This window comes from Halobacteriovorax sp. RT-2-3 (assembly GCF_047085075.1).
Lineage (GTDB): Bacteria > Bdellovibrionota > Bacteriovoracia > Bacteriovoracales > Bacteriovoracaceae > Halobacteriovorax_A.
This window is the reverse complement of sequence record NZ_JBKIYF010000001.1, coordinates 877,004-901,418: the sequence shown is the minus strand read 5'-3', so window position 1 is coordinate 901,418 and position 24,415 is coordinate 877,004. Positions and strand designations below refer to the sequence as shown.

Sequence of the window (24,415 nt, the reverse complement as noted above, 5' to 3'; positions counted from 1 at the left end):
ATGAGTAATTCTGGTCTTGATACAAAGACATGTGAAGCAATTGTTAAGGGTGAAGCCAAGGCCCAAACTGCAGCTCAACTTATGAGCGCACGTTACTTTGCTTATACAATCGGCAATATTGATTTCATCGTTGATTCAACTCACCCTGATCACAGAGATGATATGGATGTAAATGAAATCAAGGCGTGGTCATCACAATCTGAGTGGAAGGGTCTTGAGATCGTTGACACTGCAGAAGGAACTGAGAGAGATGACTGGGGAATGGTTGAGTTTAAGGCGACTTTTGGTTTAGGTGGCCAAGACCATGTGCATTATGAGCGTTCTGAATTTGTTAAGGTTGATGGAGACTGGTTCTTCGTTGACGGTGAGCCAATCGTAGCGCAGGTTAAGAGAGATGGTGCTAAAGTTGGACGCAATGACCAATGTCCTTGTGGTTCAGGCAAGAAATTTAAGAAGTGTTGTGGTCGATAATTGTCGACTAAATAGCCTTTGTTTTAACGCGTCATGGTCGCTAAGTGCGGTGGTGTGATTAGTTAAAATTAGGGTTACAACTTTATGTATTTCTGTTAAAAAACTAATAATTTCATAAATATTTTATTGTTAACAAACCAAGATAACGGGATTTGTCGCTATGATTCACATTAAGAGAGGATTGGATCTTCCTATCAGTGGGAAGCCATCACAAAAGATTGAGGTAGGACCTCAAGTGACTAAAGTCGCTCTTACTGGGCCAGACTATGTTGGAATGAAGCCAACTATGCTTGTTCAAGTAGGTGACGAGGTTAAAAAAGGTCAGGCGTTATTTTCTTGTAAGAAAGTTGAAGGTGTTCTTTATACAGCACCTATCAGCGGTAAGGTTATTGAAATTAACCGTGGTGCAAGAAGAGCGTTTGAAACTTTAGTAATTGAAGTTTCAGGTAACGAGCAAGTTACATTTGAAAACTTTAAAGGGACTGGAGTAAAAGATTTAACGAAAGAAGCTGTTCAAGCTCTTTTAGTTGAGTCAGGTCTATGGCCAGCTTTCAGAACAAGGCCATTTTCTAAGGCACCAGCTTTAGGTTCTGAGCCACACTCTATTTTCGTAACTGCAATGGATACTAATCCTCTTGCAGCTGATCCAGCAGTAGTAATTGCTGAAGCAAGCGAAGATTTCACGAATGGTGTTGAGATTATCTCAAAACTAACTGATGGAAGAACTTTTGTTTGTAAAGCAGCTGGAGTTAATATTCCAAAGCCTTCAACGACTAAAGTTGAAGTGAAGGAATTTGCTGGTGTTCACCCAGCAGGTAACGCAGGAACTCACATTCACTTTGTTGATCCTGTAAACGCTAAGAAGATTGTTTGGTCGATTGGTTACCAAGATGTAATCGCAATCGGTAAGCTTTTCACTTCAGGTGAACTTTCAACTGAAAGAATTATCTCAATTGCAGGTCCTGCATCTGTAAACCCAACTCTTGTTAAAACAGTTCCAGGTGCTCATTTAGGTGAAGTTACTTCAGGAAAAGTTGGACAAGGTGAGGTGAGAGTTGTTTCTGGTTCGGTTTTCAACGGTCGCGCAATGGTTGGAAGTTTTTCTTACCTAGGTCGTTTCCACAACCAAATTTCTCTACTTACTGAAGGTCGTGAAAGAGAGTTCTTAGGATGGCACAAGCCAGGTCTTAATAAATTCTCTGTTAAGCGTACTTTCCTACACTGGTTAAAGCCAGGGCAAATTTTCGATTTCACAACTGCTACTCATGGTTCTGATAGAGCAATGGTTCCAGTAGGGTCATACGAAAAGGTAATGCCTCTTGATATGCTACCAACTCAACTTTTAAGAGCACTTGTTACAAAAGACAATGACTACGCTGTAGAGCTTGGTTGTTTAGAGCTAGATGAAGAAGATTTAGCACTATGTACTTTCGTAAGTCCTGGTAAAGTTGATTTTGGTCCAGCTCTAAGAGAAAGTTTAACTACTATTGAGAAAGAAGGATAATTACAATGTTGCGCAAACTTCTAGATTCTCAACATGATAATTTCGCTAAAGGCGGGAAATTCGAAAAGTTTTATGCTGTTTATGAAATGATCGATACTTTCCTTTATACTCCAGGTGGAGTAGCGAAAGGTTCAGTTCATGTTAGAGATGCACTTGACTTAAAAAGATTAATGATCACAGTTGCTATTGCTCTTATTCCAGCAATGTTTATGGCAATGTACAATACTGGTTTCCAGGCTAACTCTGCTCTTGCAGCGGCTGGTATGACTCCTGAAGGTTGGCGTGCTGATATCATCATGGCGCTTGGTGCAGGTTTCTCTCCAGAAAGCTTAGTTGCAAACCTACTTCACGGTTTCTTATACTTCTTCCCAATTTTCCTAGTGACTCAAATCGCTGGTGGTTTCTGGGAAGCACTATTTGCAATCGTTAGAGGTCACGAGATTAACGAAGGTTTCCTTGTAACAGGGATGCTATTTCCATTAACTCTTCCTCCAACAATTCCTCTATGGCAAGTTGCTGTAGGGATCTCTTTCGGTGTTTTAATCGGTAAAGAGGTTTTCGGTGGTACAGGGAAAAACTTCCTTAACCCAGCACTTACTGCTCGTGCATTCCTTTTCTTTGCATATCCTGCACAAATTTCAGGGGACGCAGTATGGACTGCAGTAGATGGTTTCACTGGAGCAACAGCTCTTTCTCAGGCAGCTCTTGGTGGTGTTGGTGCAATCACAACTTCAATGCAAGATGCTTTCTTAGGATTTATGCCAGGTTCAATGGGTGAGACTTCAGCTCTTGCTTGTTTAATCGGAGCAGCAGTTCTAATCATCTCAGGTATCGGTTCTTGGAGAATTATGCTTTCAATGGTTCTTGGAGCAGTTGTTACTTCAGCAATTTTAAATGCTATCGGTTCTGATACAAATATGATGTTCTCAGTAACTCCACTTTGGCACTTAGTGATCGGTGGTTTTGCTTTTGGTACAGTGTTTATGGCAACTGATCCAGTATCAGCTTCTATGACACACAAAGGACACTGGTTCTATGGTGCTCTAATCGGTTTCATGGTTATCCTTGTTCGTGTTATTAACCCAGCTTTCCCAGAAGGTACTATGCTTGCAATCCTTTTCGGAAACTGTTTTGCACCTTTAATTGACTACTTTGTAATTCAAGGAAATATCAAAAAACGTGCAAACGGATACAAAACGGCTTAAGGGGGCAGTGATGAGTAATGATAGTACTGCAAAAACTCTGATCGTAGCAACAATCCTATGTGTTGTTTGTTCAGTTGTCGTATCTTGGTCAGCGGTTTCACTAAAGCCACTTCAAGATGAGAATAAAGTTTTAGACGTTAAGAAAAACCTTCTTATGACTGCAGGTCTTGTAAAGGCGACTGCTACTAAAGAAGAAATTTTAGAAGCTTATAAGCAAATCGAAGAGAAACTAGTTGATCTTAAAACTGGTGACTACGTAACAGATATGGATGTTACTAAATTTGATGCTGTTAAAGCTGCTAAAGATCCAAAAATGAACTACGCAATTCCTGCATCTGAGGACAAAGGAAAAATCAAGTTCCGTGCGAAATACTCTAAAGTATTCTTCGTAAAAGATGGTGAGACAACTAAGTCTGTTGTTTTCCCAATTCACGGTAAAGGTCTTTGGTCAACAATGTACGGTTTCCTAGTTCTTGAGACAGATCTTAATACTGTTAAAGGTATTGGTTTCTACTCTCACGGTGAAACTCCAGGTCTTGGTGGTGAAATTGATAACCCACACTGGAGATCAGTATGGCCAGGAAAGAAAATCTTTGGTGATGCAGGTAAACCTCAAATTCAAGTTATTAAAGGTGAAGCTAATAAAGCAAGCAGCTTTGATATTGATGGACTTTCAGGTGCAACTCTTACAGCTAATGGTGTAACAGGAACTGTTCGCTATTGGATGGGTGACGATGCATTTGGACCATTCATTGACAAATTCACACAAGGTGGGGGTGAATAATGAATTTTAAAGAAACAGTAGTTTCTCCATTATTTGAGAACAACCCAATTGCACTTCAAATCCTAGGTATTTGTTCTGCTCTAGCGGTTACGACAAAAATGGAGTCAGTAGCAGTTATGTGTTTAGCGGTAACAGTTGTTACAGCTTTCTCTAACTTATTCGTATCACTTATTAGAAATCACGTTCCTAGTGCAATTCGTATTATCGTAATGATGACGATTATTGCTTCACTAGTTATCGTGACAGATCAAGTTCTTAAGGCTTACGTTTATGACGTTGCTAAATCGATGTCAGTTTATATTGGTCTAATCATTACAAACTGTATCGTTATGGGACGAGCGGAAGCATATGCGATGAAGAACCCTCCAATCATGTCATTCTTTGATGGTGTTGGTAACGGAATCGGTTATTCAATCGTACTTGTATTTGTTGGATTCTTTAGAGAGCTTCTTGGTTCAGGAAAGCTATTTGGAGTATCTATTTTAGCAACAACTGGAGAAGGTGGTTGGTACCAAACTAATGGTATGGCACTTCTTGCACCATCTGCATTCTTCTTAATTGGTTTTTTCATCTGGGGACTACGTACTTGGAAGAAAGATCAAGTAGAAGAAATGTAAGGGTAGGTGAAATATGTTTGAACATTATTTAAGTTTATTTATTAAAGCAGTATTCATTGAAAACTTAGCCTTAGCATTCTTCCTAGGTATGTGTACATTCCTAGCAGTTTCGAAAAAGGTTAAGACTTCTATTGGTCTTGGTGTAGCGGTTGTTGTTGTACAAACAATTACAATCCCTATTAACAACCTACTTTATAACTACTTACTAAAAGAAAATGCTCTTGAGTGGGCAGGGATCTCTGGTACAGATCTTTCATTCCTAGGTCTAATTTGTTACATCGGTGTTATCGCGGCGATGGTTCAAATCCTAGAAATGTTCCTAGATAAATTTATGCCAGCTCTTTATAACGCTCTTGGGATTTTCCTACCTCTTATTACTGTTAACTGTGCCATCATGGGTGGATCACTATTTATGGTAGAAAGAGATTATACTTTTGGAGAGTCTGTTGTTTTCGGTATCGGTTCTGGTTTCGGTTGGGCCCTAGCGATTGCTGCTCTTGCAGGTATTAGAGAAAAAATGAAGTACAGTGATGTTCCAGATGGACTAAAAGGTCTTGGGATCACTTTTATCACTGTAGGTCTAATGGCACTTGGTTTCCTAAGTTTTTCAGGAATCCAACTTTAGTAACGGTAAGTAATAAAAAGGAAATATTATGAATGCAATTATTCTTGGTGTTTTAATGTTTACCGTTGTGGTTCTTGCTCTTGTTTTAGTAATTCTTTTTGCTAAATCAAAGCTAGTATCAAGTGGTGACGTTAAGCTAACGATCAATGGTGAGAAAGTGGTTCATATCCCAGCTGGTGGTAAACTACTTAACGCTCTTGCCGATCAAAAACTATTCGTATCTTCTGCCTGTGGTGGTGGGGGTACATGTGGTCAGTGTAAAGTTCACGTTCACGCAGGTGGTGGTGAAATTCTTGAAACTGAATTATCACATATCTCAAAGAAAGAAGCTCGTGAAGGCTTAAGACTTGCATGTCAGGTTGGTATCAAAACTGATATGGAAGTTGAAGTTGAAGAGTCTGTCTTTGGTGTTAAGAAATGGGAATGTGAGGTTATTTCAAATGATAACGTTGCGACTTTCATTAAAGAATTTAAGCTTAAGCTTCCAGAAGGTGAGTCTGTACCTTTTAGAGCTGGTGGTTATATTCAAATCGAAAGACCAGCAGGGCTTTCAATTGATTACAAAGACTTCGACGTACAAGAAGAATACCGTGGAGATTGGGATCACTTCAATCTTTGGCAGTATAATTCAACTGTAAACGAAGAAACTATCAGAGCTTACTCGATGGCAAACTACCCGGAAGAAAAGGGAATCATTATGCTTAACGTGCGTATTGCTTCTCCTCCTCCAAGAGCTCCTAAGGGAACTCCTCCAGGGAAAATGTCTTCTTATATCTTTAGCTGTAAGCCAGGTGACAAAGTTACAATCTCTGGTCCATTCGGAGAGTTCTTTGCTCGTGACACTGATAAAGAAATGGTATTCGTTGGTGGTGGAGCTGGTATGGCGCCAATGCGTTCACACATCTTTGACCAACTAAAGAGACTACACTCTAAACGTAAGATGACTTTCTGGTACGGTGCTCGTTCAGTTAGAGAAATGTTCTATGTTGAAGACTTCGACGGTCTACAGGCCGAAAATGATAACTTCACTTGGCACGTTGCTCTTTCAGATGCACTACCGGAAGATAATTGGACAGGTTACACTGGGTTCATTCACCAAGTACTTCACGATGAGTATCTTGCTAAGCACCCAGCTCCAGAAGATTGTGAGTACTACCTATGTGGTCCTCCTATCATGAACAAGTGTGTAATCGATATGCTTCTTGACCTAGGGGTTGAGCGCGACGATATCATGCTTGACGATTTTGGTGGGTAACTAGGATTAAAGTAATAAATTTACATATAGAAGAGGCCAGCTTTATAGCTGGCCTTTTTTATTAGCTAATTTCGAATAAAAGTTAAGCTAAGTTATCCTTTCTTCAATTGTTCATATATTCCACTATGTTAGTTTTGATGTATGGATAATATGACGGCCCTATATATCGTACTCTTATCATTTCTACTTCTGTGCGTTGTCAGTACTTATGTTGTTGCAATGGTGGATAAAGAAAGTGACTACCAGCAATTTAAAATGGCCCTAATTTTTAATTTCTTCCTCTATGCTACACGTTTTTATTGTGCTCAGTGGATGGAACTCGACGTCATATTCTTTGGCTTAAAATTCATTCCACTTTATTTGATATGTAATTTCTTTCTAAATAATCGATTAAGCCAGTATCGAGTTGAGTTGATGAGTCTTTTTGTTTTAAGTGGCATTGCTGGCTTTTTATTGTATTTAGCTGGGGTTGAGTCTGAATATTATTCCCTTACTGTGGCCATCGGAAGTTTCACTCCTGGTATCTATGCATTGGCCTACTTTGGTAAACGAATAAAGTATGTTGTGAATTTTTTCTATTTTACTATTTTTGCTATCGCAGGAATAGTCACATTTTCCTATCCATTTACCTTTGAAATAAAGGGCTCTGGGACTTGGGGCTGGAGTGCGGGCGTCATCACTTATATTGCAATCATGTTAGGGCTTCTGGTTAAGATCTTAGAAAAGAAAGTTGATGGTGATTATAAATTACAAGAAGAGTTAAAGCTTATTAATGCAGTTTATAAGGCCGTTATTCATGATACTTCAAATGACTTAAATTTTCTGTCTTTAAGTCTTTCAAGGGCGTTAAAAGATGAGAACTTGACCTATGTAAAGTTAGCCTATGATCGTTTAAGTGAGCTCATCAAATTTAAAGCAGAGATTCGTAAGCAATTTAATAAAGATAATCTTTCATATGATGTGGAGCTTTCGTCAATAGTAAAGTCTGTTGTCTCTCACTACCAAGACGACTTTAACAAGAAGCGAGTTCAGTTGGTTGTCACTTATCCCCATCAAAATATCGAAGCTTCGCTACCCATTAGTAAGGAGAGTTTAGTTAACTCGATTTTAGGTAATCTTGTTTCTAATGCCTTGAAGTTCTCTGAGCCACGTTCAAAAGTCTACCTCTCAATGATTCACGATAAAACTCATGTGTACTTTAGTGTTATTGATTCAGGGGGCGGTATCTCTGACGATATTATTTCATCAGTAACGAATTTCTCAAAAGTGAGATCGAGTAGTGGTACTCGTAACGAACTGGGCAGTGGAATGGGCCTTAGCATACTTTGCTACATCATCAAACGAATTGACGGTGAAATTAGCTTCATGAGTATGAAGAGTGGAACAAAGGTAATTGTAAAGATCCCTTTTGTTAACCAAGTATCAGAACATTTAGATAATAAACGTGATGGCCACGGTAGCAACGTAATATCACACGCTTAAAACTCTTATCTTTTCTTACATAACTAGTCTTATTAAGGCTTATTGGGTCTAATTATGGATATGAAATCGATACTCACTTTATTACTTTCAACTTATGTCTTGGCCTCTTCTCCGGTAGCAATATCTGATTTTTCTAACTCACTAGAAAATGAATTAGGATTGAAGCTTTCACGCTTAGATGATGTTGTAAGAAAGATTAGAGTCAGAAAACCAAATGTTTTTGAGAAATGGTTAATGAATAAAAGTGGTGCAGAGGCCACATATAACGACAAAACGAACACGATTGTTTTACGACAAAAGAATTGGCGTGGAGATCGAATTGTTAGCTCGTCTGATTTTCCAACTGGACAAGAGTATCAGTTCACTATCTTAGCATCGACTATTTTTCATGAGTTAATGCATGCGGACTTTGATGTTTTAATAAAGGGGAGTCGTACACGATCTGATATTGCACTTAAGAATACCCAGCGTTGGTTCTCTCAAAATATTCCTGGAGTTAATGCTCATATTGCTGCCCATGAATTCTTTGGTTATACCGCTTCGGATCTCATCTTGGGAATTAAGAGTAAGCTTCAAGATATCTATATGGCCCACGGGATTAATAGCTATAAAAATACGTGCTTTGGAAAGAAAGGCCTTAAGAGAATTAAGGATCGCCTTTTTCCTGATGGCGATATTCATTTTAAAGACACGTTAAAAATTTCAAGCTTTGCGAGTGTATTTACGCCCAATACAATCTTTGTAAAGGGCAAAGATTTTAATATCAAAGATAAGAACTTCCCTGACTCTTATCGCAAAGATGTCTATCAACACTTTGTGGACAATTACCATGCTCCTAAAAATTCAAGTGATTTACTTGAGATCGCTACGAGAGAGTATGGTGAATTATTACAAAAATGCTTCGAAGGTATATAATTCTAATCCAATCTAAATAGAAATACTTTCAAATAGTTTAGGTTCTCGGCAACTTCTGCTTCGCTATTAAGAATCTTGGCCAAAGGTTACAATATATATTGTGGTGTAAAGTTAAAGAAATAACTTAAGTTGCCATTTTAATTCTTGTAGTGATAATCAGTATTTATTGTTTTATAAGGTGTAATTGGTTGGAAGTTAGTAATAAGGCATTAGTCGCATATTTTGATGGTGTAAAGTCGATGGGGGATTCCGTTGAAGATTTTATTGCCGAGCTTCCAGTCAAAGACAAAGATCTTTTAGATGTAAAGTCGCGTATAAGCTGGCAAGAATTTAAAGATATCACAGTCTTCTTCTCTGAAAAGTACCCGAACTATACAGAAATTATTAGTAATACCGGTGTTTCAAACAGAATCATTAAACCATTTTTTGACATCATTACATATGTAATTAGTTATAGCTTACTCTATGAGTTCTTTTTAAAGCTATCTTTTAAGATGCTTTATACCAATATCAAAATTGATACAAAGAAACTTAGCTCAGATTCTTTTCAAATTATCTTTGAGTTTTCAGATTCATCTCAGATCTTTCATGAATTCATAAATATGTATGTTGAACTTTTCAAAACGATTCCAGTTAATTTCGTTGGGTGTCGTACATATTCAAGAGTGAAGTATCTTGTCGTAGATGACCGAGTTGTATTCTCTGTTAGTAATGCGGCCTTCGCTAAGGTCAGCATTCCGAACTTGCTTTACAATTTCTTCTTCACAAAGAAAAAACTTCACGAAGTTATTCTAAAAAATGTGGAGTATTCGAATCTACTTGAGAAGCAAAATTTAGAGCTTGAAGAGTATCGAAAGAACCTTGAGCTATTAAATACAGAATTGAATTTAAGTAATCGTACCTTACACCATGATGTTGCTAATAAACTTCTTAGTCTTGAAGTAGCTAAGAAAAGAATTGAGAATGGTGATTATGAGCAAGCGGTTAATAAGATTAATCAATTCTCAAACTCAGTTAAGGGAATTATTCAAAACTCAATTGTTACGACACATATTGATGGTGAACTTTTTGAGCTTCAAGAAAATAATTTATATGACCTTTTAATCGAAGCAGTAACAGAGTATGACGACATTGCTATCCAAAAAGGTGTTCGAATTATTCACGACTTTAAAATTGATCAAAACCTAACTTTATATACAAATAAAATCGCACTACAAAATAACCTAATTTCTAATATTATGTATAATGCGATCAAATTCTCACATAAGAATGAAAGTATTGTTTTCTCAGCTTCTGTTTGTGATGAGAACCTTTGTCTAAGAATTGTTGATTTTGGTGTAGGTATTCCAGAAGAAAAACTTAAGCTTATCAAAAGAAATGTTGGTCTAATTGGTTCAACTAAGGGGACTAATGGTGAGAAGGGTTCTGGACATGGAATGAGTATCATTATGGATACTGCCAACGCACTAGGCTTCAAGGTTAATATTTCATCGAGTTTAGGAAATGGAACATCAATTGAGTTAATAAAAAATATTTCTCAAGAAGATACAGATTTTACAAACGTTCTTTTCCTAGACGGTCAAAATACAAAGTCGTAAATCAGTCTCATAAGTATTAATTATTACTATTGTGTGCCAAGTATTTTTGCTGAGCTCTGAAAATGCCCCATTTGTAACTCCCCAGATTCTCCAAAAAAATCATTTTAACTTATACTCTCACGTTAACTGGAGGGTAGAGATGTTTTCAAGAAATATTGGTTTAATTACTCAAGAGGATCAAGATAAATTACAAGGAGCATCAGTTTTAGTTTGTGGCGTTGGTGGCATGGGAGGTGTCGCTAGTGAAGTTCTTGTTCGTATGGGAATAGGAAAAATTAAAATTGCTGACTTTGATCGTTACGAGCCCCATAATTCAAATCGTCAAATACATTGTAATGCAAAGAACTATGATCGCTATAAAGTCGATGTCTTAGAAGAAGAATTCAGAAGTATAAATCCAAATTTAAAAATCGAATCATTTAACGAAGGTGTTACAAAAGATAATATCGAAGATCTTTTAGATGACGTTGATATTGTTATCAATGGAATGGATGAAATGTTTTACTCATTAATTCTAGAAAGAGCAGCGCGCAGAAAAAATATCACAATCGTTGATGCTTGGATCACTCCATTTGCATCAGTCTTTGTAATGACTCCGGATTCTCCCCACTGGGAAGAGTATCTCGATTTATGTACCAAGAATACTGCGGTTGAGGATCTAACGCCTGAACTATGTAACCAGGCAGTTAGAGAAGAGGTTGATTTTACCTTCAGTCATTTTTCTCCATACAAATATATTTCTAAAGACCTCGTTGATAAGATTGTAACTAAGGAAGCAACAAGGCCTAGTTTTACGCCTGTCGTTTGGTTATCTGGAGTTCTCATGGCCAACGAAGCTTATAAAGTTATCTGTGGCCTACCACATACGGATCATTTAGGGGTGTTTTTTGACCAGTATGAATTTCAACTAACGAATGCTGGTTCAAAGAGTAAGAAAGGAAAACAAGTAAAGAAAGCTGCCTAGGGAGCACTTATGAATGAGGTAAAGTGGGGGAGCTACTCCTTCAAAACATATTTCAGGCCAGGCCTGTATTTGGATGATTTTAATTTAAAACGTTTGTATCGTTCAATTATAGAAATTAATAATACTTCTAAGAAAAAAGTAAATATTAGATACCTTCAGCTAGAAGATATCGATGAGATTAAAAGTTTTTTGAGTCATATTATTGTTTCTATAGTTCATACACGTGGAAAAGATATTTCATTTTTAATGAATTATATTATTGAAGATGGTGATGTAAATATTCTTCATGTCGGAATTATGATTGCAAATTCTTATACTGGTAATGAAGCGATGGCCATGATGGCATGCTTTAATAAGCTGGAGTATTTTAAGCAGCATAAATGTTTTTATACGACTAATATATCAGCGACTCCTGCTGCAATTGAAGCCTTTGATAAGATAAGTCGTAAAGTTTGGCCATCTCCAAAGAGTCAGATCAAGAAACCACCAAAGGACTATATTAACGTTGTAAAACTTCTTGAAGAGTTCTACATCAAAAAATGGTTTCAGGACCCTACAGAGTGCAATATTGACCCGTATCGCTTTGTTCTTAAGTCTCCATGCAAGAAGATGGGATTTAAAACAAATATGTTTCAAATGAGTCGGGCAAATAATATTGAGTACCAAAATTTTTGCAATAGTTTAATCGATTACGAAAATGAAGAGGACCTAGTACAGGTTTCTACGTCAGGTTACCTTGAATTGATAAAAACCTACTTGTTGACCAACCTATATCTGGTCTTAAAAAAACCACCTCGCTTTTATGAGGAAGAGGCAACGATAGGTGATGAGAATGATTTAAGTAAAATTGCTTAGTTTATAAAAGAGGCCCTACTTCATTAAATTGTAGTAGGGCCTATTTGTTAAGATGCTTTGCTAAGAGTCTGAGCACTACTTTCACATGCTTGTAATAACCTGATATAACGTTTAGTTGTTTCTTTCATATTATTTATAATGATATCTTTGTTTGGTAGTTGATTAACTGCTTCTAATGCCTTTTTGATATGTTCTATATCTTCATCTGTATGTACTTTCATAAATCTTGTCGCTGATTTTCCATACTTTTGAATTAAGTTATTAACAATTATTTGAGGAAGATTTGCTGCGAATGCCTCTAGTGCTAAGACCCAACCAAAAACACTTTCACCTCCATATGTATTGGCATAGTAAAACTGTGACTGGTAGAAGATCTTTGTTTCTTCATACTCCTGAAAATCACAAATGTTATAACCTAAACTCTTTAAGTCACTAAGGGCCAGGTTCTCATGTCCAGACTCTTCATCAGCATGCTCTAACCAACGCTTTGATAATTCCTCAGACTTGCAATGCTTTGCACTCGTTCTCAAAATACTTTCAGAGACAGAGGTATAATAGTAAGTTTGCGCTAGCCAATTGGCGTATACATTTTCATCTTCAAACTTTATTGCTCTTACTTCTTCGATTATTTGAGTAACACATTCATTAAGCAAACTTTCTAAATGATTCATAATTTTCCTCCTCATCTGGAAACTTTAAAAATAGAACTGAATCTCTATACTCATCATAGAGTTTGTTAACTTTTCTTTTAAGAATTTCATCATTTATATCGACAGCTGTTTTTTCGTTAAAATATAGAAGATTACATAAGAGTCCCTTGTAAATAATATTGGCGCAGATAATATCCCCATGCTTTTGACCTTCCTTACTTGCGCTATTAGTTTTTACAGTTGGTGCAATAACATGTTTTGCTTGAATATCTCTTGTAATATTCACTAGAATTTGTCGCAAGATACTGTAGAAGTCTAAGTGGTGTCTTTTCTTACGATAACTCGGAGAAATTGTTAGTAACTCAATACTGTAGACGTTACTTATGGCCAGCTCTTTTATTGCCCTGATGCCTTTCATTGGAATTTCTCTAAAGTATGATTGCTGTTTAAATAAAGGAATGGAGAAGTCATGCTTACTCATTGCACAGTAAGCACATACATTATTATCAGCGTCTAAAAGCAGAATATGAAGCTCTTGCCTTAGAAATGTATCTGAGCAAAAGTTATCTTGAATCTTAAAGATTTCGGCCCATGTTTCTTGATACATTAGAAAGGCCTTTTGAAGCAGTGCTTTGTTAGCGCTACTAAACATTTCTTGCTTGTGAATAATTTTTAGTTGAATTTCCATTTGAGAATTGTAGTACGACTAGAGAGGATCTATACTGCAAATTAATTTATCCCGTTATTTCAGTTACTTATGAGATTAGCTAATATAGGTATTATTTATTTACAAGCCAATAAACTGTGTAAAATTTATTTATGGAGTGAATTTGTTGAATAGTTTTGGTACTTAACTTTCATGTACGAATTTAAATGCTCCAAGCTAATGGCCCGTCTGATTATAGATTCAGTCACAAAGCTTGGTGTCGATAAAGCTCCATTCAATGAATTATATTCTAAGTATGAAAATACTTGTGATAAGTATATTTCTTATAAGTTTTTAAATGACTATGCAGATCTTCTTCTACAAAAAGTTGATGAGGATGAAGTTATTCGAGTTATTGCCAATGATGGACTAAATTCAGAAAAACTAAGTGTATTTAAAAACTTAGTCTTTAGTATTTTATCTCTTAAAAGCCTTTATAACATTCAATCTAAATTGGTTTTAACATATTTATTCAAAGGCGTTACTTTGAATGTATCGACACGTGGTAAAAATATTAGACTTGTCCAAGAAGCTTCGGCACCGAAAGTGCATTCGTTATTTTTCAAGATTTATGCAGAAGTTTATAGGAACTTTCCAATGATAATTGGTCGAGAACCTGCCAAAGTTGTTAGCTTAAGGATTGAAAACTCTTCAATGACAATGGAGATATCTCCAAGTCAAAAGCTGAATATTGTTTCTACAATTGGTCTTTTTCTTAAAACGAGATTTGCACATTTGGCCGCAAAATCAATGTATATAAATCTAATTAATGAGCTTAGAGAAGAATCAGATCAACAAAATTACGAACTTAAAAAGTTAAATGAACAACTTGATCAGTCGCTAAAACAAAAGAGTGTGTTAGTTCGTGCTTTAGGCCATGACATTAATAATTCAATCGTCACAATCAAACTTTCATGTGAAAGGTTGTTACGAACTTTAGAGGATGAAAAAGATCTTAAGGTTGCAACAACAATATCGAAACACATCGAAATCATAAATCTTATCGCTAATAATGCACTTCAAAATGAAATAGATGAAGACCATATTGTTAATAATTACTCAATTGAGAATGTATCTAGTGTCGTTGATGATTTAGTTGATAGTTTCAAAGATAAAATTTTACGAAAGAATCTAGATGTTATTACTGAAGTAAGTACTCAGAGTAGTGACTTTTATATTAATAGACCAATCTTTACATATAATATTCTTGCAAATTATTTTTATAACGCAATTAAATACTCATTTCCATATGGAAGGATCATCATCTCTATTTCGGAGATCAATGATTTTTTCGTGTTTAAAATCATTGATGAAGGAAAGGGGATGAATGTTAGCATGTCAAAGCAGGTATTGGGTACTGAAGGGGAAACTGGACGTGGCCAGGGAATGATAATTGCAAGAAATTTATTGGCCAAAATGTATGGTGATGTAGTTGTATCTAGTAAACAGGGTGTTGGGACTAGTGTTTCAATAAGTATTCCTAAGTCACTTTCAACAACATCAAACAGTAATCATTTTACACTTTAAATTAAATAATAAGTTTTCGACTTCGCGAGTCATCGAGTGGGGATGCTCTTTAATTGTTTGATGTTGATTAAAATCAATAGGCCACTTTTTTTCCATTTCAAATATTCTTGTATACAATACGTCAATGAAATTTAAACTCAGGGATTATCAAGTTGAAGCTGTTGAGAGAGTGGTCTCTCACTTTAGAAAATGTGCTGATCCTTCTCTTATTGTTCTCCCAACAGGTGCTGGAAAAAGTTTAGTCATTGCTGAACTTGCGCGTATTGCACGTGGGCGTGTTCTTGTGATGGCCCATGTAAAAGAGTTAGTAGAACAAAATCATGCTAAGTATGAGTCCTATGATTTAAAAGCGGGAATCTTTTCAGCCTCTATGAATAGAAAGGATAAGGACGAAAAGGTTATTTTCGGCTCGATTCAATCTATTGCCCGTGCTACTGATGATTTCTTCAAAGATTTCTCTCTTGTTATCATTGATGAGTGCCATCGAATTTCGCTAGAAGAAGAGTCTCAATATCAACAGGTTTTTGACAAACTAAAAGAAGTAAACCAAAAGGTTTTCTTTCTTGGCCTTACGGCAACACCATATCGCCTTGGAATGGGATGGATTTATAACTATCACTATCATGAAATTCTAAGGACAAAAGAAGAGCGCTTTTTTAAGCATTGTATTTATGAGTTGCCACTTAGTTATATGATTAAAAATGGTTATTTAACTAGGCCAATTAAAATTGATTCTCCTGTTGCTTGCTATGACTTTTCAAAACTTGAAGTTAATGAGAATTCTGGACGATTTTTAACTCAAGAAATTGAGAAAATTTTGAACGATAGCGCTCGTGTTACACCAGGGATTGTTAAGCATATCGTCCAAGAGGCAAAAGAGAGAAATGGGGTTATGCTTTTTACTTCTACAGTAAAGCATGCCAATGAAGTCTTGAGTTTTTTACCTGAAGACTCTAGTGCCATTGTAACAGGTGAAACTGATCAAAAAGTTCGCGACCAAATCATCGATGATTTTAAGAATCAAAAAATAAAATTCTTAGTAAACGTCTCTGTTTTAACAACTGGGTTTGATGCTCCTCATGTGGACTTGATTGCAATCCTTCGTCCAACAGAGTCCATTAGTCTTTATCAACAGATTGTTGGACGAGGTCTAAGACTTTTTGAAGGAAAAGAAGACTGTTTAATTCTCGATTATACTGGACTTGACCACGATATTTTTAAACCTGAAGTCGGTGAAATCCGACCACATGGAGAAACTCAAGAAGTGCAGGTGATGTGTCCTGATTGTGGGCATGCTAATATCTTTTGGGGCAAGGTTGATAGTGAAGGTTGTATTACTGAACACTATGGCCGAAAGTGCCAAGGTATCCATATTGATGAAAGTAATATGACTGTCCAAGAGTGTGGCTTTCTTTTTCGATTTAAAAGCTGTGATAATTGCGGACAAAGTAATGATATTAGTGCTCATGAATGTGTACATTGTTCACATGAATTACGTGACGCTGATAAGAAATTAAAAGAGGCAATGCAACTTAAAGATGCCCATATTATGCGTGTGGAAGAGATGATCTTTAGTGAACATCAAGGTAAGAAGGGACGCTCTCTTGAAGTCAGCTACTTTGATGTGAACGGAGAGTCTTTAAAAGAATATTATCAGCTAAATAGTAAGTCGCAACAGATGGCCTTCTATCATGCTTTTGTGAAGAAACACTTAAAAACACCTGAGCTTAAGTATTATATTGATGATCTTGATAAAATCTTAAAGGATCGAAAGTATTTTAGAGAACCGAAATTCGTGATTGCGCGAAAGAAACAGCGTTTCTGGCAAATAAGAGAGAAAATTTTTATAGAAGAACTAAAGTCGGCGAGATACACGAAATAACTTTTCCATCGCAAGCTCTCCAAGGGTTTCTGAAAACATCTCAAAGAGAGTGTCTGGTATCGAAGATTTTTCACCCTTCCAATAACTTTTTGAAAAGAAGAGGCATCTACCATCCGAAAGTTGTCTCACATTGATTTCTCCCCTTAGTCCTTTTAAGAATCCCTTATCAAATGTAAATGGATAGGCACCCGGTTTTGTGATGCGGGGAATTTTAAAATTTAGCGACATCGGAAAGGGCATGAGAGTATGGTCGAGATACAGATAGATCTCTTTTTTCTTTTCTGAATAACCTGATAGTTTTACTAGGTCGATATATTCATTAAATTTTTCGTAGCGCGACAATTTTCTTAAAGCGACTTTGCATTTATTTGGATGGATTCCATATATTTGGTAATCTAAACTTTGTTTGTTTTCTTGGGTCTTAACAATGGCCTTTCGATAAATTCTTTTTTTATCAACTAAAATTTCTTTGATATCAGCATCAATCCCCTTGAAATCAGAGGCGATAGCAAGATTTGAAAATACCAAAATCAAGTAAAAAACTGCTGTAATTATCAATGGTTGACGCGTTGTAACTTTCAAGGCCTTTAAGTTTCCCTTATTCTTTATAGTAAATTCATTATAGCACGAAGCTAAGATAGGGGAAAATTTAAGCATGGGACGCAGCATTGAAAAAGTTAATCGTAAAGGTAAGACGAAAGACGCCGTCATTGAGAGTAAAGATCAAAGGTGGCACTGTCGAAACCGTATTACGCTCGTCTTTGGTTCTAATGATATTGAAGATTTAGAAACATATGTCTACGAAGATAAGTCAGTAGATTTCAAAACCGTTAAATTTCATCAGGCAAAATCAAAGGCCATTGAAGAGCTTTTAGATAACTGTATTGATGAGTATTACCGCGGGCACGTTACAGAAATTCACACTTCTCTTAGTGAAGATGGGAAAACTGTAGTTGTTGCCGACAATGGTATTGGTTTCCCATTAAATAAAGTCAAGCAGGTTTATTCTGAGTTTAGAACTGGTTCTAAGTTTAAGGATGAAGAAACAGATGAGAAAGGCTTCTTACACAGAACTTTAGGACAGAACGGACTTGGTGCTGCTGCAACTTGTCTTACTGCAGATGAGTTTATTGTTACAATTAAACACTATAACTCTAAGAAAGAGCAGACGACGAAGTTTATCGACGGGGCCCTAAAGATTACTCAATCAAAACCAAAAGCCTTCAAAGGTGCATCTGGTGTATCAATCCAAGTAACTCTGTCAAAAGAAGTATACAAAGATAATAAGATTGATGAAAACCTTCTGAGAAAGAGAATTATTGACCTTGCTTACAATAATCCAGGGCTAGCTTTCTACTTTAATGGTGAGAAGTATCACTATCAAAAAGGTCTCTTCCAACTAGCTCAAAGAATTGATGAAGAGAATGCGCATGATTTTGGTGAAGCAGCCTATATCTACGAAACAGTAAATACTAAGAAGAAAAAGGTTAAGGGAAAGATTGATATGTCTCTTTCTCTAACTATTGATAAGGGAAGTGAAGAAAGAGAGAAATTTATTTCTTTTGTTAACTCTACTCCTACTTATGATGGTGGTTTCCACCACGATCGCGTAAGAAGAATTTTCATTAATGCGATTAAAGACAAGTTAGAACGTCAGGCAAAGAAAGAGAAAATTAAGTTAGTTGATAATGATATTCTTTCTGGTCTTACTTTTGTTCTTGGTGTGACAATGCCAAATCCAAGGTTTGAATCGCAAACTAAACGTAAGTTAGTTCGTGATGCACATCTTGAAAAGGCCCTTGAAGAATTAATGGCAAAGTCTATTGATAAATTCATGAGAAAAAACAAAGACTATCTTGAAGTTGTTATTGAAAGAGCTAAGTCTCGTCACAAATATCAAGTTCTTAAAGAAGCGGCATCTAAGGGCCGTAAGCAAAAAAGACAAAGAGTTGAAAAACTTCTTGATGCCAACGAAAGAAAAAAACGTGATTTATGTACACTCTTTATTTGTGAAGGGGATTCGGCCATTGGCGGTCTAAGATCTGCTCGTAATAAACTGTACCAAGGTGGGATTGCTCTTCGTGGTAAACCTATGAACGTTGCCCAAGCAGGTATCAAAGACATTTTAAATAATCAGGAATTTTCAGATATCATGGCTTCAATCGGTCTTGTTCTTGGACAAGAGGTTGATGAGAAGAAACTTCGTTATTCTAATATCGTATTCCTTGCCGACTCAGATGTTGACGGTGGGCACATCAATACGCTTCTAACAAATTTCTTCTACCAATTTTGGCCAGAATTATTTGAAATGGGTGCTATTCAAATTGCAAAAGCGCCACTTTTTGAAGTCGTGACAGATAAGAAAACTCTGTATTTCGAATCAGATAAAGAACTAGAAGAGTTTAGAAATTCTGGAGAAGTAAGAATAAAAGAAATTCATCGAAACAAAGGGCTTGGTGAGATGTCACCGGAAGCCTGGAAGTATGTTTTATCAAAAGATGAATATACAAAAATTATCGTTGATCAAAAATCAAAAGCTAAAGAGATGTTAAATATCTGCTTTGGTAAAGATACGAATCTTAGAAAAGATTTATTACTTGATGAAGAGCAGTCTGAGATTATGTCAGAGGCAATTTCTGAAGATAAAGTTGTAACTAAGCCTAAACCAGCTAAGAAAGTAGCTAAAAAAGCTGCGAAAAAAACTGAGAAGACGGCGAAAAAACCAGCAAAAAAAGTCGCTAAGAAAGCTGCTAAGAAAAAGGCAAAGAAGGCCGTTGCAAAAAAAGCTGCAACTGGTGGTCTGGCCGACATGATTGATTACCTTGATTAAAAAAGAAATTGGAAGGAAATAAATAATGCAAGAAACTTATCTTCATTCACTTGAATCAGTAAACTTAGAAGATATCGTAAGAGATGAATACCGCACGTATCAGATCTATACATTAATGGATCGTGCGATCCCTTATCTTCAAGATGGCCTTAAACCGGGTCAAAGACGTATTCTTTATACGCTTTGGAAAAATCAGTCGAAAGGACTTTTAAAAGTTTCAGCTGCCACTGGTCTCGTTTTAACTCTTCACCCGCACGGACCTGCTTCGATTGAATCGGCCATTGTAAATATGGCCCAAGATTATACTTTCTCTAATAACTATCCTCTTATTGATAAGAAAGGATACTTCGGAGAGAGGATGGAAACTGATCCGGCCGCTGGAAGGTATATCGAATGTAAGCTAGGTAAGGTATCTGATCTCTTACTATTTGATGATATGAACCAAGTTGAAATGGTTCCAAATTATGATGAACGTTCGATGGAGCCAGTAGGGCTTCTTCCAAAGCTTCCTCTTATGTTACTAAACGGAGCTGAGGGGATTGGTACAGGTTTCTCTTCGACGATTCCAAGTTTTCATCACAAAGATATTATTAAGTCGATGATTTCATTTATTGAAACTGGTAAGGTGAAGAAGTTAAAACCTTACGTTCATAATTATTCTCTACCAATTCATGTTGATAAGAAGACTGGAAAACTTACGTTTGAAATGTCGATTGAAGAAAAAGGTGGAAAGTTCTTTATTACTGAACTTCCTCGTGGTTACGATGCTAAGAAGATTTATCGTCACCTGACAAAATTCATTGATAGCGGTTATATCAAAGATTTCGTTGATGCTTCTGTGGATAATGAAATCAATATTGAACTTCTTTTAAAGAAGGGCCAAGAAGCAACACTTAAAGAAATTCAAGATACAATTGGTGCAACTTCAACTCTGTCTCCAAATTACACTCTAATTTCAGAAAGAGGGGTAAAGATCTTTGATCAAGCTGAAGAGATTATTGAAATCTTCACTGGTGAAAGGTTAAAGGTTGTTACTCGTCGTTATGAACTTCTTTGCCTTGATCTGAAAGATTCAATTACAAAGAATAATGAAATTATCAAATTCATCAAAAATAAAGAATACGAAAAGGCGACAAAGTCGAAAAACAGAAAGTCTTTCGTAGAGTATCTTGATAAAAAGAAGTACGTTTATGCTGACTATCTAGCAGATATGCCAATTTATCGTATGACAAAAGATGAAGTTGAAAAACGCAAGTTACTTATTCAGGATGAAACGAAAAAACTTAATGAGTATACAAAAATTGCGAAGTCACCTAAGCTTGTTGCCAAGAAGCTAATTGAAGAGCTAAATGATGTTGATACTAAATTAACTGACTGGCTTAAGAAGAAAGATGCGGAAAAGCAAAAGCTCCTAAAAAAGATTGCTAAAGATCAAGAGAAACTTGGAAAGAAAAAGGCCAAGAAGAAAGCAGTTAAAAAGAAGTCTTAATAATCTAAGTGAAATAGTCTGATAAAAAAAATCCCCAGCAGAAGTGCAAAACTTGTGCTGGGGATTGTTCATGTCAATACGCCAATTTGACAAGAAGAAGTTGATATAAACATAATACATGGTATTTATTTAGCTACTCAACTTAATGTTTTCTTAAAACTGGCTTAATTGACATCTTTACGCCGAAAAAGGCTAAGTTATTAAAATGAAATATATTTCCCACAAAATTTTTTTTGTGAAATATTCATAATTCTGCTAACCTATTAATATATAAAGGTTCTTTTGATTCATGGAGGAATGCAATGAGCTTGACTAAAGCTGATATTGTCGAACGAGTTTATAAGGAAGCAGGGTTTTCTAAAAAGGAAGCTTCTGACCTTGTTGACTTAGTTTTTAAGGTAATTAAAGATACTTTGGCCCGCGGGGAAAAAGTAAAAATTTCTGGTTTTGGAAACTTCTCAATTCGCGATAAAGCATCAAGAGTTGGCCGTAACCCACAAACAGGTGAGGCGATGGAAATTTCAGCAAGACGTGTTCTTACTTTTAAACCTTCACAGGTGCTAAAAGAAGATATTACTGGACGCTACGTTCACCGTATCGATGATAAAGGTAAGGAAGACACTTCAATTGCTCCTAAGGAAGGAACACCGAAAGCATTAACATCATTCAGAAATGATACTGATGATGACTACGAGAGTGAAAACGGATTTTAAATGCTAGAAACATTATCGATTCCACAAAAATCGTTATTTAAACTTGATGAAGTTTGCTCAATCGTTGGTGTAAAGCCATACGTATTAAGATTTTGGGAAAGTGAATTTGATGAAATTTCACCTCTCGTTTCTTCTACTGGTCAAAAACTTTTTGAACAAAAAGATATTCAAATGCTGGCAAAAATCAAAGGCCTTCTATTTGAAGAAAAGATGACTATTGAAAAAGCTAAGCTAGTTTTAAGAGGTCAATTAGATCTTTCTAAAGACAGTGCTGTTGCAAAGAAGAAGTTAAATACTAAGCCTGCAAAGTCTTCTAAATCAAAAGTTGTAAATTACAATATTGATTTAGATAAACTAGAGCAAGCGAAGAGCATCCTGAATCAATTGAACCTAAAGAGTCAAAGTATTCAACAAAGAAATAATTGGATCTAAAGAGGCGGGCCTAGCGCCTGTCTCTACATCTAAGTGACCAGTTATTGTTCTTTGATTTGGTTCAATAATACTAAGTATCTTTCCAAGATATTCTCCGTACACTAAACGGATATTTTCGCACGCGTACTTTTCAAAAAATACTTTCATATATTCTAGATTAGATTGTAATTCATTGAAACATTCTTGCGATCGTGTCTTCCAAGGATTTACAGCTTCCTCATGTTCACTTAAAACTTCATCTTCTAATTCGCAAAGATCATCAAGAAGTTGAAATGCTATTCCCATGTGATGTCCAAGGCGGTGTAGTGCCTTTGCTGTTTTTAAATCCGCATCGTCATTAAATAGGTATGGCCCAACAATTGAGAGTTGAATAAGACGTGCCGTCTTAAGCTTATGAGTAAGAATTAAATTCTTAAAACTCTCTGTCATATGGTGGCCTAAATCGAGGGCCTGGCCAAGAATTAGACCTTTGGCGCCTAAACACCAATGAGCATAATTTAGAATTTCGTATTTATTCCTAACTTGTATTTTGTTTATTAAATTAAAGCTTAGAGATTGTAGTGCATCTCCGGCCAGTAGTGCTTGCCATTGGCCAAATTTTGCATGAGTTGAAAGTCTGCCACGACGATATTCATCATCATCCATACAAGGCATATCATCATGAATAAGTGTATATGTATGATGAATTTCTAATGCACATGAGAAGCTCTTAATTGACTTCTCAAGCTTTTGATTACTAAAGTCTATACCAAAGTCTTTTGCAGTGGCATAAGCGAGCAGAGGGCGAAATAACTTTCCTGCAGGTAATAACGAATAATCATATATCTCACTGAAGAAATTGTGATAATTATTTTGATCGATAAATAACTTTAGGTCAGCTTCAATTTGCTGCCTTGCTTCTTTTGGCTTAAGTAGTGATTGATTTTGCATTGAATTAAGATGCTTTAAAGTTGGCCTTTAGTCAACTAGCGCTTAATCATTTTCGGCGTGTTTGGACGTCCAAGAGTCCCATCAATTTTCATATGGTAGAAACCTTGTTCGTCAGGAGTACCATTGCCTAGAAGAAGGTTGATAATCGCAAAACTTTCGATAAATTCTGGTGTAAATTTAACCTGTGCTTCGAGATCGATTTTTGAATTTCTAATATTTCTTTTATCTAGAGAAATTGTTCCACTTGCATTGGCACGAATAGGTGAGTTGCTATCTCCAATGATTAACTCTTGGATTTCAACGGCCCCTCCATCTTCAGCATGTGCTTTAAATGAAAGATTTTTTATTGCTAGAGTAGGTAATTCAAAACTTTGAATGACTTGGGCCGGAATCGTAAAATCCTTTGATGTTAAATAAATATCGAGATCTTTTATTGCTTTTAAATCTGTACTAACAAGTGCGTTTAGATTGATCGTTCCATCTATTTTAAATGCATTCATTAGCGGGCCAAGGGCCTCAAAGCTGATTACAGAATTCTCTATCTTAATGTATTGAGTTGAAAAATTGTGAATCGATTTAATATTGATATTATTATTTAATCCCGAAATCTTACTTATCTCTGTATTAAATGTAAGACCCATTGGTGCAAAGCTTGGAAGTCCTAAAGAAATATCGGCCTCTGAAATAGTTAGTCCTGATGGAGCATTTAAACATCGAGATGAGATATCGATTTCTTTTAAGTTAATACCTGGAAGAAAATAGCTAAGAGAGGCGTTCTGATAATAAATAGGGCAGCTTCGATTCTTTCTAAGTCCATCATAAACGAGACTCATTACTTTATCTTCAACTGAAAAATTGAAAATGAATCCAAGAAAGAGGGATAAGAATGCAAGGATCGTCATTAGAAAAATTGTTTTCTTATTTATCTTGTATACGTCTGTTTGTACTGCTTCTTCACTCATATTATTCTTCTGGATACCC

General features: G+C 36.1%; 23 protein-coding genes. 18 read left to right on the top strand and 5 right to left on the bottom strand.

Annotation, left to right across the window (positions count from 1 at the left end; genetic code table 11):
- The 12 genes from ACMAYX_RS04100 (at position 1) to ACMAYX_RS04045 (ending at position 12,275) form a co-directional block, all read left to right on the top strand.
- The gene (locus ACMAYX_RS04100; protein ID WP_199177506.1) at positions 1-471 is read left to right on the top strand and encodes a YchJ family protein; all 471 of its coding nucleotides are present in this window, start codon (positions 1-3) and stop codon (positions 469-471) included.
- A 160-nt stretch (positions 472-631) separates the two neighbouring features.
- A complete protein-coding gene (locus ACMAYX_RS04095) occupies positions 632-1,975 on the top strand; it encodes a Na(+)-translocating NADH-quinone reductase subunit A (RefSeq protein ID WP_103216787.1) in 1,344 nt (447 codons plus the stop codon).
- Positions 1,975-3,180 carry an NADH:ubiquinone reductase (Na(+)-transporting) subunit B gene (locus ACMAYX_RS04090; RefSeq protein ID WP_103216788.1) on the top strand — a complete coding sequence of 402 codons (1,206 nt, stop codon included), beginning with the start codon at positions 1,975-1,977 and terminating at the stop codon, positions 3,178-3,180. The genes ACMAYX_RS04095 and ACMAYX_RS04090 overlap by 1 nt, the downstream gene beginning before the upstream one ends.
- A gap of 10 nt (positions 3,181-3,190) precedes the next feature.
- Positions 3,191-3,964 (top strand): Na(+)-translocating NADH-quinone reductase subunit C, encoded by a 774-nt coding sequence (locus tag ACMAYX_RS04085; protein WP_199177507.1) that lies wholly within the window; start codon positions 3,191-3,193, stop codon positions 3,962-3,964.
- Entirely contained in the window at positions 3,964-4,581 is a 618-nt protein-coding gene (locus ACMAYX_RS04080; protein WP_412470777.1) for an NADH:ubiquinone reductase (Na(+)-transporting) subunit D, read from the top strand. Before ACMAYX_RS04085 ends, ACMAYX_RS04080 begins: the two co-directional genes overlap by 1 nt.
- A gap of 13 nt (positions 4,582-4,594) precedes the next feature.
- The gene (gene nqrE, locus ACMAYX_RS04075) at positions 4,595-5,206 is read left to right on the top strand and encodes an NADH:ubiquinone reductase (Na(+)-transporting) subunit E (RefSeq protein WP_103216791.1); all 612 of its coding nucleotides are present in this window, start codon (positions 4,595-4,597) and stop codon (positions 5,204-5,206) included.
- A gap of 28 nt (positions 5,207-5,234) precedes the next feature.
- Entirely contained in the window at positions 5,235-6,461 is a 1,227-nt protein-coding gene (gene nqrF / locus ACMAYX_RS04070) for an NADH:ubiquinone reductase (Na(+)-transporting) subunit F (protein ID WP_103216792.1), read from the top strand.
- A 141-nt stretch (positions 6,462-6,602) separates the two neighbouring features.
- A complete protein-coding gene (locus ACMAYX_RS04065; RefSeq protein ID WP_412470776.1) occupies positions 6,603-7,943 on the top strand; it encodes a sensor histidine kinase in 1,341 nt (446 codons plus the stop codon).
- A 60-nt stretch (positions 7,944-8,003) separates the two neighbouring features.
- Complete coding sequence (locus tag ACMAYX_RS04060; RefSeq protein WP_412470775.1) at positions 8,004-8,858, top strand: hypothetical protein; 855 nt, start codon at positions 8,004-8,006, stop codon at positions 8,856-8,858.
- 188 nt (positions 8,859-9,046) lie between these two features.
- On the top strand, positions 9,047-10,456 hold the full coding sequence (locus tag ACMAYX_RS04055; RefSeq protein WP_103216795.1) for an ATP-binding protein: 1,410 nt from the start codon (positions 9,047-9,049) through the stop codon (positions 10,454-10,456).
- A gap of 139 nt (positions 10,457-10,595) precedes the next feature.
- On the top strand, positions 10,596-11,420 hold the full coding sequence (locus ACMAYX_RS04050) for a ThiF family adenylyltransferase (RefSeq protein WP_103216796.1): 825 nt from the start codon (positions 10,596-10,598) through the stop codon (positions 11,418-11,420).
- A 9-nt stretch (positions 11,421-11,429) separates the two neighbouring features.
- Complete coding sequence (locus ACMAYX_RS04045) at positions 11,430-12,275, top strand: hypothetical protein (RefSeq protein WP_412470773.1); 846 nt, start codon at positions 11,430-11,432, stop codon at positions 12,273-12,275.
- Between the two features lie 47 nt (positions 12,276-12,322).
- Here ACMAYX_RS04045 and ACMAYX_RS04040 read toward each other — a convergent pair whose 3' ends face one another.
- Both ACMAYX_RS04040 and ACMAYX_RS04035 read right to left on the bottom strand, forming a co-directional pair.
- Positions 12,323-12,946, bottom strand: a complete 624-nt coding sequence (locus ACMAYX_RS04040) for an iron-containing redox enzyme family protein (protein WP_158246779.1) — start codon at positions 12,944-12,946, stop codon at positions 12,323-12,325.
- Positions 12,921-13,613, bottom strand: a complete 693-nt coding sequence (locus ACMAYX_RS04035; RefSeq protein ID WP_412469722.1) for a hypothetical protein — start codon at positions 13,611-13,613, stop codon at positions 12,921-12,923. Before ACMAYX_RS04035 ends, ACMAYX_RS04040 begins: the two co-directional genes overlap by 26 nt.
- A gap of 198 nt (positions 13,614-13,811) precedes the next feature.
- Between ACMAYX_RS04035 and ACMAYX_RS04030 the strand changes: the two genes are divergently transcribed.
- Both ACMAYX_RS04030 and ACMAYX_RS04025 read left to right on the top strand, forming a co-directional pair.
- The gene (locus ACMAYX_RS04030) at positions 13,812-15,158 is read left to right on the top strand and encodes a sensor histidine kinase (RefSeq protein ID WP_412471568.1); all 1,347 of its coding nucleotides are present in this window, start codon (positions 13,812-13,814) and stop codon (positions 15,156-15,158) included.
- Positions 15,159-15,282: 124 nt separating this feature from the next.
- Positions 15,283-17,040, top strand: a complete 1,758-nt coding sequence (locus ACMAYX_RS04025; protein ID WP_412469720.1) for a DEAD/DEAH box helicase family protein — start codon at positions 15,283-15,285, stop codon at positions 17,038-17,040.
- Here the strand turns inward: ACMAYX_RS04025 and ACMAYX_RS04020 are convergent.
- Complete coding sequence (locus tag ACMAYX_RS04020) at positions 17,014-17,622, bottom strand: hypothetical protein (RefSeq protein WP_146037766.1); 609 nt, start codon at positions 17,620-17,622, stop codon at positions 17,014-17,016. The genes ACMAYX_RS04025 and ACMAYX_RS04020 overlap by 27 nt on opposite strands.
- 73 nt (positions 17,623-17,695) lie before the next feature.
- On the opposite strand from ACMAYX_RS04020, the gene ACMAYX_RS04015 reads away from it, so the two are divergent.
- The 4 genes from ACMAYX_RS04015 (at position 17,696) to ACMAYX_RS04000 (ending at position 22,504) form a co-directional block, all read left to right on the top strand.
- Complete coding sequence (locus tag ACMAYX_RS04015) at positions 17,696-19,870, top strand: toprim domain-containing protein (RefSeq protein ID WP_392991431.1); 2,175 nt, start codon at positions 17,696-17,698, stop codon at positions 19,868-19,870.
- A gap of 25 nt (positions 19,871-19,895) precedes the next feature.
- The gene (locus ACMAYX_RS04010; RefSeq protein ID WP_103216804.1) at positions 19,896-21,359 is read left to right on the top strand and encodes a DNA gyrase subunit A; all 1,464 of its coding nucleotides are present in this window, start codon (positions 19,896-19,898) and stop codon (positions 21,357-21,359) included.
- 308 nt (positions 21,360-21,667) lie between these two features.
- Positions 21,668-22,072: an integration host factor subunit alpha gene (locus tag ACMAYX_RS04005; protein ID WP_392858006.1), complete on the top strand. Its 405-nt coding sequence runs from the start codon at positions 21,668-21,670 to the stop codon at positions 22,070-22,072.
- Entirely contained in the window at positions 22,073-22,504 is a 432-nt protein-coding gene (locus ACMAYX_RS04000; RefSeq protein WP_103216805.1) for a MerR family transcriptional regulator, read from the top strand.
- On the opposite strand, the gene ACMAYX_RS03995 is transcribed toward ACMAYX_RS04000, so the two are convergent.
- Positions 22,463-23,434 carry a polyprenyl synthetase family protein gene (locus ACMAYX_RS03995; RefSeq protein ID WP_392991433.1) on the bottom strand — a complete coding sequence of 324 codons (972 nt, stop codon included), beginning with the start codon at positions 23,432-23,434 and terminating at the stop codon, positions 22,463-22,465. The two genes, ACMAYX_RS04000 and ACMAYX_RS03995, sit on opposite strands and share 42 nt — an antisense overlap.
- A 35-nt stretch (positions 23,435-23,469) precedes the next feature.
- Positions 23,470-24,396: a type II secretion system protein GspN gene (gspN, locus tag ACMAYX_RS03990; protein WP_412462785.1), complete on the bottom strand. Its 927-nt coding sequence runs from the start codon at positions 24,394-24,396 to the stop codon at positions 23,470-23,472.
- Positions 24,397-24,415 lie beyond the last annotated feature (19 nt).